At 38.5% G+C, this 12,364-nt stretch carries 13 protein-coding genes; 8 read left to right on the plus strand and 5 right to left on the minus strand.

What is annotated here, in order from left to right:
* The first annotated feature begins 35 nt into the window (after positions 1-35).
* Together atpD and Q360_RS0109170 are read left to right on the plus strand one after the other, a co-directional pair.
* Positions 36-1,544 carry a F0F1 ATP synthase subunit beta gene (gene atpD / locus Q360_RS0109165; protein ID WP_027076826.1) on the plus strand — a complete coding sequence of 503 codons (1,509 nt, stop codon included), beginning with the start codon at positions 36-38 and terminating at the stop codon, positions 1,542-1,544.
* A gap of 71 nt (positions 1,545-1,615) precedes the next feature.
* Positions 1,616-1,894: a F0F1 ATP synthase subunit epsilon gene (locus tag Q360_RS0109170; RefSeq protein ID WP_027076827.1), complete on the plus strand. Its 279-nt coding sequence runs from the start codon at positions 1,616-1,618 to the stop codon at positions 1,892-1,894.
* 98 nt (positions 1,895-1,992) lie between these two features.
* Here Q360_RS0109170 and Q360_RS0109175 read toward each other — a convergent pair whose 3' ends face one another.
* From Q360_RS0109175 to Q360_RS0109185, 3 genes are all read right to left on the minus strand, one after another.
* Complete coding sequence (locus Q360_RS0109175) at positions 1,993-2,199, minus strand: helix-turn-helix domain-containing protein (protein ID WP_027076828.1); 207 nt, start codon at positions 2,197-2,199, stop codon at positions 1,993-1,995.
* 1 nt (position 2,200) lies between these two features.
* Positions 2,201-2,713, minus strand: coding sequence for a DUF2975 domain-containing protein (locus Q360_RS0109180; RefSeq protein ID WP_169734642.1), 513 nt, complete (start codon positions 2,711-2,713; stop codon positions 2,201-2,203).
* Between the two features lie 252 nt (positions 2,714-2,965).
* Positions 2,966-4,759 carry a M61 family metallopeptidase gene (locus Q360_RS0109185; protein ID WP_036195543.1) on the minus strand — a complete coding sequence of 598 codons (1,794 nt, stop codon included), beginning with the start codon at positions 4,757-4,759 and terminating at the stop codon, positions 2,966-2,968.
* Positions 4,760-4,821: 62 nt separating this feature from the next.
* On the opposite strand from Q360_RS0109185, the gene Q360_RS0109190 reads away from it, so the two are divergent.
* Genes Q360_RS0109190 through bioD form a run of 3 tightly spaced genes read left to right on the plus strand, consistent with a single transcriptional unit; the run spans position 4,822 to position 6,985 of the window.
* Complete coding sequence (locus Q360_RS0109190) at positions 4,822-5,976, plus strand: aminotransferase class I/II-fold pyridoxal phosphate-dependent enzyme (RefSeq protein ID WP_027076831.1); 1,155 nt, start codon at positions 4,822-4,824, stop codon at positions 5,974-5,976.
* A 5-nt stretch (positions 5,977-5,981) separates the two neighbouring features.
* Positions 5,982-6,365 (plus strand): putative signal transducing protein, encoded by a 384-nt coding sequence (locus Q360_RS0109195; RefSeq protein WP_027076832.1) that lies wholly within the window; start codon positions 5,982-5,984, stop codon positions 6,363-6,365.
* A 2-nt stretch (positions 6,366-6,367) separates the two neighbouring features.
* On the plus strand, positions 6,368-6,985 hold the full coding sequence (bioD, locus tag Q360_RS0109200) for a dethiobiotin synthase (RefSeq protein WP_027076833.1): 618 nt from the start codon (positions 6,368-6,370) through the stop codon (positions 6,983-6,985).
* Here bioD and Q360_RS0109205 read toward each other — a convergent pair.
* Positions 6,971-8,464 carry an ArnT family glycosyltransferase gene (locus tag Q360_RS0109205; RefSeq protein WP_027076834.1) on the minus strand — a complete coding sequence of 498 codons (1,494 nt, stop codon included), beginning with the start codon at positions 8,462-8,464 and terminating at the stop codon, positions 6,971-6,973. The two genes, bioD and Q360_RS0109205, sit on opposite strands and share 15 nt — an antisense overlap.
* Positions 8,457-9,221, minus strand: a complete 765-nt coding sequence (locus Q360_RS0109210; RefSeq protein ID WP_027076835.1) for a glycosyltransferase — start codon at positions 9,219-9,221, stop codon at positions 8,457-8,459. Before Q360_RS0109210 ends, Q360_RS0109205 begins: the two co-directional genes overlap by 8 nt.
* A gap of 43 nt (positions 9,222-9,264) precedes the next feature.
* Between Q360_RS0109210 and bioA the strand changes: the two genes are divergently transcribed.
* The 3 genes from bioA (at position 9,265) to Q360_RS27140 (ending at position 12,162) form a co-directional block, all read left to right on the plus strand.
* Entirely contained in the window at positions 9,265-10,533 is a 1,269-nt protein-coding gene (gene bioA / locus Q360_RS0109215) for an adenosylmethionine--8-amino-7-oxononanoate transaminase (protein WP_027076836.1), read from the plus strand.
* 8 nt (positions 10,534-10,541) lie between these two features.
* On the plus strand, positions 10,542-11,708 hold the full coding sequence (locus Q360_RS0109220; RefSeq protein ID WP_027076837.1) for a beta-ketoacyl synthase N-terminal-like domain-containing protein: 1,167 nt from the start codon (positions 10,542-10,544) through the stop codon (positions 11,706-11,708).
* Positions 11,709-11,805: 97 nt separating this feature from the next.
* The gene (locus Q360_RS27140; protein ID WP_051554647.1) at positions 11,806-12,162 is read left to right on the plus strand and encodes a hypothetical protein; all 357 of its coding nucleotides are present in this window, start codon (positions 11,806-11,808) and stop codon (positions 12,160-12,162) included.
* Positions 12,163-12,364 lie beyond the last annotated feature (202 nt).

The following is a 12,364-nucleotide window of genomic DNA, read 5'->3' on the forward strand; positions in this document are numbered from 1 at the left end:
GTACAGTTTAAACGATATACATAAACATATAAGTAATGTCAAAAGTTACAGGTAAAGTTTCACAAATCATTGGCCCCGTGGTTGATGTAGAGTTCCAATCAGGTGCAGACCTCCCAAGAATCTATGATTCTTTGGAAATCATCAATAAAGATAAATCTATACTGGTATTAGAGGTGCAGTCTCACGTAGGAGAAAATACCGTAAGAACCATTTCTATGGATTCTACAGATGGTTTAAGCAGAGGCACTGATGTTTTCGCTACTGGAGCTGCAATCCAAATGCCCATTGGTGATGATATTTATGGACGTTTGTTTAATGTAATCGGTGATGCTATCGATGGTTTGGGTGATTTACCTAAGGCAGGTGCAGCGGGTTTGCCTATTCACCGTGAAGCTCCAAAATTTGAAGACCTTACGACTACAACAGAAGTATTGTTTACTGGCATTAAGGTAATCGATTTGATAGAGCCCTACGCAAAAGGAGGTAAGATTGGATTATTTGGTGGTGCTGGAGTTGGTAAGACCGTTCTGATTCAAGAATTGATTAATAATATTGCAAAAGGACACGGTGGACTTTCTGTTTTCGCCGGAGTTGGCGAGAGAACGCGTGAAGGAAACGATTTACTTCGTGAGATGCTCGAGTCAGGTATTATAAAATACGGAGATGATTTCATGCATTCTATGGAAGAAGGCGGATGGGATTTATCCAAAGTAGACAAAGAAGTAATGAAAGGCTCTAAAGCGACATTCGTTTTTGGACAAATGAACGAACCACCAGGAGCACGGGCACGTGTTGCGCTTTCTGGATTAACTATTGCAGAGTACTTCCGTGATGGTTCTGGAGAAGGACAAGGAAAAGATGTACTGTTTTTTGTAGATAATATATTCCGTTTTACGCAAGCAGGTTCAGAGGTGTCAGCACTTTTAGGACGTATGCCTTCTGCAGTAGGGTACCAACCAACTTTGGCAACAGAGATGGGAGCTATGCAAGAACGTATTACATCAACGAAGAGAGGTTCTATTACATCGGTCCAGGCAGTTTACGTGCCTGCGGATGATTTAACAGATCCAGCACCAGCGACGACATTTGCGCACTTAGATGCTACCACGGTATTGTCTCGTAAAATTGCGGAGTTAGGTATTTACCCAGCTGTAGATCCATTGGATTCTACGTCTAGGATTTTAACAGCAGATATTTTGGGTAACGACCATTACGATTGTGCGCAACGCGTGAAGGAGTTATTGCAACGGTATAAAGAATTACAGGATATTATTGCCATCCTTGGTATGGAGGAATTATCCGAAGAAGATAAATTAGCTGTAGGTAGGGCAAGACGTGTACAGCGTTTCCTATCTCAACCTTTTCATGTGGCAGAACAGTTTACTGGACTTAAAGGGGTGTTGGTAGATATTAAGGAGACAATAAAAGGCTTTAATATGATTATGGATGGAGAATTAGATCACCTTCCAGAATCTGCTTTTAACCTTAAAGGAACTATCGAAGAAGCTATAGAAGCTGGAGAGAAAATGTTGGCCGAGGCTTAAATTTAGCAGGTAGGAATGGTTTACAGTATTTAGTACTGCCAATTATAGCTACCTATTATACACTAAAAAATATGTATTTAGAAATTGTATCGCCAGAAGCTACTCTATTCGCAGGAGAAGTGACATCGGTAATCGTACCCGGAATAAATGGGGAGTTTCAAATGTTACAAGGTCACGCACCTATTGTTTCTTTGTTGCAAGAAGGTAATGTTAAGGTAGAAGGAAAGCTTATTTTGGAGGAAGAACACGAAGGAGCGTTCACAAAAGATGCTTCAGGAAAGACGATACTTGCCATTACCAGCGGAACAATAGAACTCAAGGACAATAAGGTAATTGTATTGGCAGATTAAAGTCAACTCGCCCTTAAAAGGTGGGGATAAAAATAATAGCAAGGCCCCAAAAGTTGATTCTGAATTTGTTTCAGTATCAACTTTTGGGGCCTTCTCTTTCAGTCTAATTGGAACGCTAGAATATCTCCAGGTTGGCAATCTAATTCTTTACAGATAGCCTCCAAAGTAGAAAATCGAACTGCTTTAGCTTTACCAGATTTTAGTATGGACAGGTTAGCTTCAGTAATTCCAATATTTTCTGCCAGTTCTTTGCTTTTCATGTTTCGGTCTGCCAATACCTTGTCTAAGTTTACGATGATTCTCATGTTATATGGTTAAATCATTTTCATTCTGAACATGCACACCTTTTTTAAATGTAGTTGTTAAAAAAAGTGCTACTACCCCAAATAGGATAAGAAGTATAAGGTTATGAATATCCCGATAATTCTCCTTTTGCATAATAACATAATGAACAAGGAGATATAAAGCTGGACCAACACCTAAATTTAGCACAGTAAAGTAATGAAGGTTTTTAATAGTTTTGTGATTAAAAACCACATCTTCTTTGAGTGCTTTGAAAATATTGGAAAGCACAAAAAAGAAGATAATAATAAAAATAAGGGTTAGTGAAACAGTAAGGATGACGTTAAATTGAAACTCACCTTTCATAAACGTTCCGATAAGGGGAATATCAATAAGGTATCGGTCGTTTTCATGCCTAAAATTCTCTATCAAGAATGACACATCGTAATAAATAACCGAAAGCAAACCGAAAATTGATAGACCTCTAAAAAGATAGAAAAGGATATGGGAAAGGTATTTTGGGCCGAACATACTCATAAAATTATTTTTTATCAATAACATATATATAAAAATTATTGATAAACAATAATAAAAATTTGGAATTCAAAGTTTTCTAGTTAATAGAAGTATGGTTTACAAGCCTATATATCGTTTTGAATTATTCCTGATAAGCCAAAATCAATCTGTTTTTCTAACCTAAAACTATATCGAGTAGTGAATCAATAGTTTATAAAAAACCGTAGGTACCTACGGAGCAGTATCTGTTAATGGTAAAAATGGTAGCTAAAACTAATCCAAGCCCAACCATTGCTTTCTTTGTTCCAACATTTGTTTGGTAGGTACAGTTGCTGTTTTTTCTAAAAGAGTAATACTATACTTTGGATTCGCTTTTAGGATAGCAGTGGTGCTCAGGGTTTGGTCATATCTTTCAAAATTTAAACGAATGCTGTCACCCACTTTAAAGTCTTGCAGATATGCCGTAAACTTTTGATTTGTGGGTAATGGCTGACCATTAATTTGGCTAATAGCATCTCCCTTGGTTAGGTTTGCATTGTACGCAGGGGAACCCTTAAGCGGATTGCTGTCAACAAAGCCATGCCCATCATTCTTAACAGTTACGGAAGCACCAAAATAAGATGTGTCTGGGTTTTGAGAAAGTGAAACGCCGACATTAGAAAATAGTTCTTGGTAGTTTGGCATTTTACTTTGGTAAATGTAGTTACCGAAAAACGTATTTGCAAACGTATCACCTGCATATATCCCCAAGGTTTTTTGTAGGTCTGCTATGGCGTATGGTATTTCTGTTTTACCATAGCTTGTCCAGACCAGCTTCATGTAATCGTCTAAGTTAAGGCCTTGTTTTCTAAGAGAAAGGTCTAGCGCCAAGCCAAGTACACTACCGTAGGAATAATAAGAAATAAATGTGTTCTCCCTGTTTACAGGGTCTACAGAGGTAGATGCATCTACAAAAGGTGCTTGAAAACTCATTTCAATTGGATTAAAGAATTGTCTAGCAGGCGAATTCCAGACATAATTAAACGTACTTGACAGCCCTTCAATATATGCTGCTGGCTGCATAAGCCCGGCCCGGCATAAAATAAGATTCGTATAGTAGCTGGTAAACCCTTCTGCAAACCAGAGGGCTCCGCTCATATTTGCTTCTTCAAAATCAAAAGGTTCTAAGGTTTTTGGACGAATACGTTCCACATTCCAAGCATGAAAAAATTCATGGGAAACAGTCCCAATATTGCGTTTCATACCACCAGCGGCTAAGCTTCTAGTGCTCGTAAGAATGGTCGAGTTTCTATGCTCCATACCATCGCCAGATGCGTTGGGAATGTAGCAAGCCAAAAAGGTGTAGGCTCCATAATCGAAATCGGGTAATTCGCCATATACTTTCTGTTGTTCAAGCACTACTTTTTTTACCTTTTCAAAATAAGTGTCTAGTTGTTCTTCGGTACCATTGTGGTGCAGCGCTAAGCGCACGTTTTGGCCATCTACCATAAACTCCCGCAGTCCAAAATTGCTTATTTCTGTAGGACTGTCCATAAAATAGTGTAGGTTGGGTGCTGAATATGTAGTGCCTGAAACCAAGGGAAGTTGTGTGGCTATCCTCCAACCTAAATCATCGCGCACCTTAAATTCAACCTCGATTTTTCGCTCACTTAGTCCTGGTGCGTACATAAAAGTAGCGGGAATATTTAAGTGGGCATGTGTCTCGTCAACTTGGGCATAGGTGCCATCACCATGGTTGGCAAACAAGGTATACGTTATATTTACCATGCCTTTATGATTTAATACAAACCACGAATATGGGTCTTTTCTATAAATGTTCAATGGATTCCCGTTGCTGTCTGTTGCCTTAAAATCATAGACATTCTTTGCGAATTCGTGCACCGCATATCTTCCCGGAGAGGTACGGCTCATTCGTACTTCAAGTGTATCAGTTTTAATATCTGGAAAGTTGGCTGTAACACTAGCTTCATTATGTACAGCATTCTCAAAGGAAATACTGTAGGAGTTGGTCTGTGCCAAAAGACCTGTAGCGAATAGCGATAGGATAAAGAAAATAGGACGTTGCATGATTCAAAATTTTATAAAAACGAATATACTATTTAATCAGTGTAAACACTAAATTTGACTTGATGCAAAAACTACCAACAAACCTCCAGCAAAAGATAGCCAAGCGAACTAAGGAAAAAGCTTTGCGCTCTTTGGAAAAAACAGCTGGGCTCATAGATTTTTCCTCTAATGATTATTTGGGATTTGCCCATAACGAAACCTTGTTTTCCAAAACCTTTCAGTTGTTGTTGACCGAGAATATAGCCCAGAATGGTGCAACAGGATCTCGGCTTATTTCTGGCAACCATAAGTTATACTTGCAATTAGAGCAACTTTTAGTCGATTTTCATGAGACGGAGAGTGCCTTGGTGTTCAACTCGGGCTATGATGCGAATATTGGTTTTTTTGGTGCGGTGCCACAACGAGACGATATTGTGTTTTATGACGAACATATTCATGCTAGTATACGAGATGGTATCAAAATAGGCAATGCTAAAAGTTATAAATTCAAGCATAATGATGTTGAGGACTTAGAATCAAGATGTAAAACCGAGCAAGACCGAAGCGCAACGCAAGCAGTCATCTATGTGGTAACCGAATCTGTCTTTTCTATGGATGGTGATACGCCCGACTTAAAGGCCCTAGCCGCTTTTTGCACTAAAAAAGGGTATTGTTTGGTGGTTGATGAAGCGCATGCCTTAGGTGTTATGGGGCCAAAAGGGCAAGGCGTAGTGCAGCAACTGGGTTTACAAAACGAGATTTTTGCACGGATAATCACTTTTGGTAAGGCTATGGGTTGCCATGGAGCCGCTATTTTAGGAGCAAGTGCCTTGAAGGAATACCTTATTAATTTTGCACGAAGTTTTGTGTACACTACCGGCCTTACGCCACACACAGTAGCAACTATTATTTCGGCGTATGGGTATTTACAAAACGAGGGTACTTCAGAGATAAGGCGTCTTCAAGAAAATCTTGTGTTTTTTAAAGAAAAGTACAGTGCGCTAGGGCTAGAAAAGCATTTTATTCCTAGTAGTTCTGCCATACAATCTTGTATCTTGAAAGGTAACGCAAGAGTACTAAAAATTTCTAAAACCTTATTGGATAAGGGCTTTTATGTGAAGGCTATTCGCTCACCAACTGTGCCTGAAGGGAAAGAGCGACTCCGCTTTTGTTTGCACAGTACAAAGGGTAAGGAAGAAATAGGCCTGGTATTAGAACTGTTATCAAAATATTTATAATCGCTATGGAAGAAACTTTTTACCAACTAGCATCCTTTGAGTATGCAGCCGATGTGCAAATTCTTAAAGGGAAATTGGAGTTTGAGGGTATTCCCGTATTCCTAAGGGATGAGAATACCTTAAATTCCGACCCGATAATTAGTAATGCCATAGGTGGTGTAAAGTTACAAGTGTACACTAAGGACAAAGAAAGGGCCGTTGCTATTTATAACGAGGTACGAGCTTATGCTTTGGATGCCAATGATAATCCAGTTGTGTGTCCTAATTGCAAGGCGACCAAATCCGAAACGTTTTATAATAGAAGGGGTATTTTTTATAAACTTTTCCCATTTTTTGAAAAAAGAAAATATAAGTGTTTAAATTGTGGCATAATCACGAAACCAAGTTAGGCATGCAAAAAATTTTTGTTACCGGAATATCCACAGAAGTAGGTAAAACTATAGCGTCAGCAATAATTACCGAGGCTTTACAGGCCGATTATTGGAAACCAATACAAGCAGGCGATTTGGATAATACGGATAGTCATAAAGTGGCAAGGCTGATTTCCAATACCAAAACGGTAATACACCCAAGCAGCTATGAGCTTAAAACGCCTATGAGTCCGCATGCGGCCGCGGAGATAGATGGGGTCCGTATAGATCGCTTTCATATCAACGAACCAGAAACGGAGAATGATTTGGTTATAGAAGGAGCAGGGGGTATTTTGGTTCCCTTAAACGAAGAGGATACCATATTTGATATTATTATGCCTAGTTACAAGGTAGTCGTGGTTTCCAGGCATTATTTAGGTAGTATAAATCATACCTTGTTAACCATCGGCTGGCTGCAACAAAAAGGTTATGATGTTTCGGTTTTGTTCAGTGGAGATGCCAACCCGTTTACAGAGGATATCATTCTGCATAAAACTGGGGTTTCATTGATAGGTAGAATTAATGAAGAAGAAAAATTCGATAAAAGTGTAATATCAGGTTATGCCGAGAAGTTCAAGAACATTTTAGAAACCCTCTAAGCGTTGTAGTATTTCTGCTTTTTCTACCACAGCATACACGTTATAATGCTTAGCCAAATACGCTTCAATATAAGTATTTTCTTCGATTTCTTTCTTATCAAAGATACGTCTGCCTTTTCTAAGTACTACTGTTTTTGGCTGAAGGACTTCCATGATGTATTTTAATTCTTCTACGGATGTTTTTCTAGGGTTGTCAAAGAACTCGAACATTTCGTCTTTACAAATATTGCTGGGATGCGTGGCTATTTTCGTAGGCGGATTTACATTAAGAAACCAATATCCGATTTGATACTCTAGGAAGAAGATATTTGTTTTATCAAGATTATTTTCTGTCACATAGGCTGGGACAGAAATCCCCTCTCCATTGAAAAACGTTCCCTTGGTTATTTTATTTTTAATAATGTTTCCATATTCTAGATAGGTTTCTACGGGTATAAGTAGAAATAGAACCCAAAGTAGTTGTTTAAACCGCACAGTTCTGGGCCAACTAATTTTGGATATTACGATACCAATAAAAATAATAAGCAAGGGGTGTAATTGAATTAAATAATGTCCGTTTACTCGACCACCCTTTATAAAAGAAAGGACTACCCCAAAGATTGCTATAAAAAGAGTCTGAACTATTGGATTTTTAAAATCAATGTATCGTTTTTTCCATACAATAAAGAAGAAAGCACTCAAGATAACTAGAATAGGTGTCAATTTTAAAATGGAATAACGCCTTGCCGCCGAGTACTCCAATGGTGCCCTTACGACCGAGTTGAACCAAAGTTCCAAGTGGTCCTCTAAAAAATAGGGTAGTATGGTGAGGCTAATGATAATCAGTATTCCCAAACCGTATGCCAGCGTGTTCCAAAACCCTTTTGTATACTCTTTTTCCTTACTATATTGAAATAAAAGATAGAGACCTATAAAGAGAACGGCATAAGCCATATTTAACTTGACCATTAAAGCAATTCCCATAAGCAAGCCGGCAATAAAGACCATGAAAAAGCTTCGGTTTTTCAATAAGATATAGGTTGCAGGCATAAAGAATGCCATAGTAATATGTTCGGACATCACACCTTGTAGACTACCAAATAAACTTTGTAGTACTACAGCGCCTACAGCGCACCAAAATCCTATTTTTTTAGTAGATAGATGTAACCCTATTTTATACGTAAAAAATGAGCTGATGGCCACCAGTAGAACCCCAAATAGGCGAATGGTAATCATACTCTTGCCAAAAGCATAAATGATGCTGGCAAAAAAGAAAAAGGTAAGTGGCGGCTTTACGTCCCAGAGTTCCGTGAACGGTAAATTACCTTCTACCCAAGATTGCGCGACAAGGATAAAAGTGCTTTCATCGCGGTCTATATAATCTCGAAAAAAAAAGGGGAACCGAATAAAAAAGGACGCAAAGAAGAGTAGTAAGAAGGTCGTCTTACTTTCAAATGCTTTACATTTTTCTATAATTGTAGAAAGAAAGCCATTATTCATTTAAATTCAAATTTTTTCTATGACTACCCCAAATACAATACAAATCTACCCATAAACGAAAAAAGTAGGATAGCTTAACTTTGGAGTCGCCCTTATCTATCCATTTTTTTACGGGAATTTCATCCATTAGTGCTAACGCCTGCGGTTTCCCATAATGTGTCAGGATTCTACTAAAGATCTCAACATCAAAAAGCCACTTGGAAATAAAGGGTTTGTCAAATGTAAGTTTGGCAATAGTAGCCGTAAACAACTTGCAGCCGCATTGGGTGTCGTATACTTTTATGTCCAGAAGATTGGATATAAAGGATGCGATAACACGGCCCGACAAAAATCTTAAAAATTTCCGTTCTACTATGGATCCTATTTTTAATATTCGAGATGCAAAAACAAACGTTTTTCCATCTTCTAAAAATTGTAAATACGAATAGCATTCTTCTAAGCTAGTGGCTAAATCAGCATCTAAATAGGCAAAGTTTTCTCCTATTTTATGCGCTAGGCAATAACGCACTACTTTTCTAATGGACTCTGCCTTGCCTAAGTTTTTTGAATTTGATAATTTTAGGACCTTAGCGGGGAATTGGTTTTCCAATGCTTCTATGCGATCTATAGTATTATCGGTAGAGGCATCATCAATAAAAAATAGGGTGGCCCTTGTTTCTTTTGTTAGGAAATTTTGAATTTCGGAAATGGGTAATCTACTGTATTCATTATAGCATGGAATAATAATTAGTAGTTGTCCAAGGTTTTTATTTCCCATCTTTGCAAAATACGTAAAACCCCGTCTAACAAAATAGCTTCAATTGAAAAATCTTTCTGAAAGAGATAAAAAACACCTTTGGCACCCGTTAACACAGCATAAAACGGCAGCAGCCCCTTTGGGTATTGTTAAAGCAAAGGGAGCTGTGTTTTGGGATGAAGAAGGTAAGGAATATATAGATGGTATTGCTTCTTGGTACACTAGTATGTACGGGCATGGAAATGAATATATTATAAATGCTATGACTGCCCAAATGAAGCAGTTGGATTTTGTGCTTTTCAGTGGCTTTACCCATGAGCCAGCAGTACAATTATCAGAAAGGTTATTACCACTTTTGCCAAATAACCAAGCAAAGATTTTTTTTAATGACAATGGCTCTACTGCAGTAGAAGCAGGGATAAAAATGGCCTTACAGTACCATCATAATCAGGGCGAAAAGCGTGATACGCTTATTGCTTTTGAAGATGGTTTTCATGGCGATACCTTCGGCGCTATGAGTGTGTCCGGACTCTCTTCTTATAACGGACCGTTCGCTGATTTTTTATTAAAAGTGGAGCGTATTCCAGTTCCAAAAGAAGATAATTTAGATGCAGTCGTATCGCAGCTCCAAGATATCATTCAAAAAAACGATTGTGCTGCCTTTATTTACGAGCCTTTGGTACAGGGCGCGGCAGGAATGAAATTCCATTCCGAAAGTGGTTTAGATACACTTCTAGAACTATGCAAGAAAGCAGAAATTCTTTGTATAGCGGACGAAATCATGACTGGATTTGGGAAAACAGGCAAAAATTTCGCTTCTGAGAATATGAAACATAAACCTGATATTATGTGCTTGAGCAAAGCACTGACCGCGGGAATGTTCCCGTTAAGTATTACGAGCTGTTCGCAAGAGGTGTATGATCGATTTTTAAGCGATGCCGTATCCAAAGGTTTTTTCCATGCACATACCTTTAGTGCACATCCCATAGGATGCGCTGCAGTGCTGGCTGGATTGGATTTATTGGAATCACCCGAAATTTTGGAACGGCGACAGTATATCAAAAATGCCCACGAACAATTTATAGCTGAGGTTCAAGACCATCCAAAAGTTGGTAATGCCCGTTCTAAGGGCGTAATACTGGCAATAGACCTAAACATAGAAATGGAACGTTATGGTAACTTGCGCGATAAACTTTATCAGTTCTTTATGCAACGAGGAGTTATCTTAAGGCCTCTTGGGAATACGGTGTATATACTGCCGCCATTTGTTATTACAAATGTCCAATTGAAGAAAATATACGATGCCATTTTGGAAGCATTGGAAACATTTTAACTAAGGTTTTGAAAGAAAAAATAGCCATAACAGCAATAGCCTCAATTTCTCCTTTAGGGAATAGTTTAGGTGAGGTCTGGGAGAATTACCAAAGCGATGATCATTGTTTTAGCCAACAATCGTTCAATGGTGAGAAAGCTTGGGCAGCATGTTTACCAGAGCATCTAAAAAGTAAAGTAGATGCACTACGGAAATCGGATACAAAATATAAAAAACTGGATGATAGCGTTTTGTTTGCTATACATTCTGCCAGAAATGCAATACGTACCGCTGGTTGGAAACCTGCTGATAATTTCGGAATCAATATTGGGTCTTCGCGCGGGGCCACCTCGCTATTTGAAAAGTATCATAAAGAGTTTTTACAAGAGAAAAAGACAACTACGTTAGCTTCGCCCACTACTACACTGGGTAATATTTCTTCTTGGGTAGCCCATGATTTACAAACCCAAGGGCCAGAAATTTCGCATTCCATTACCTGTTCTACGGCATTACATTCAGTTTTGAACGGTATTGCATGGTTACAAAGCGGTATGGCCGATAAATTTTTGGTAGGCGGAAGCGAAGCACCCTTAACACCCTTTACCATCGCGCAGATGCAAGCTTTAAAAATCTACGCTCAAAACAGGCAAAGCGGAAGCTACCCGTGTCAAGCCTTAGACCTCCAAAAGACAGAAAACACTATGATTTTGGGAGAGGGAGCTGCCATGGCATGCTTAGAGATAGGGGCTGTACCTAATGCGTTGGCTATGATTATTGGTCTAGGTTACGCTACGGAGCCTCTAGTGCATAATGTTTCTATCTCTACGGATGCACTTTGTTTTCAGCGGTCCATCGCAATGGCCTTAGGAGGTGTTTTACCAGAGGAAGTAGATGTAATAGTATTGCACGCACCTGGAACTATAAAAGGAGATCAAACCGAATATCGAGCTATAAAAAAGATTTTTAGTAGCAAAACACCTTTTTTAACTACCAATAAGTGGAAAATAGGTCATACGTTTGGAGCGTCGGGCATGTTGAATATAGAATTGGCCGTGCTAATGCTGCAACATCAAAAAGCTATTCCAGTTCCATTTATTAAAAAGCAATATTTGCCTAAGAGAATACATAAAGTGTTAGTGAATGCCGTAGGTTTTGGTGGTAATGCGGTAAGTATTTTACTTGAATCGCCTGTTTAGGAATAATCTCAATATTTTTTCTATTCGGATGTTTTTAAAAGTTCATCGAATAGTATAAAATAGTACCTTTCAAGTAACCAATTAACCCATAATTGATATGGAACAATGGTTCGAAGCTTTATCGCTTTTTGAAAAATTTTATTGGGTCGTTGCACTCATTTCATCTTCCGTATTTGTAGTTCTAATTGTCATGACCTTATTCGGTGGTGATGCCGATGGCCTAGGTGGAGATGTGGATGTGGAGATAAAAGATGATTCCGGAATAGGGTTTCCATTTTTATCCTTTAAAAACGTAATGGGCTTTTTGACCATCTTTAGCTGGTCTGGGATTCTGGCGGAAAAACGGAAGATGGTAAAAATGCTACCGCTAACTTTAGTTCAGGGTTATACAAGTTGGTTCCTCCATTACAGGATATGCTCAATATGGCTGGGATGCCGTTGCCAGAGTATTTAAAAGGGAAAGATATTACTAGTGAAGAAGAATTGGTAGATGTTAAGAAAACAACTTCTACTAAGAAGAAGGAGGAGTAGATTGATGTTGTATGATTAGGAAGCATATCGGCTATTGAACTTTTGTTCTTTGGTCTTTTTCATAGAATTTACAATTATGTACAAGCATTAGAATTATTGATTTTTAAGTTTTAGTATAGCAGATA

The organism is Maribacter antarcticus DSM 21422, from assembly GCF_000621125.1.
Lineage (GTDB): Bacteria > Bacteroidota > Bacteroidia > Flavobacteriales > Flavobacteriaceae > Maribacter > Maribacter antarcticus.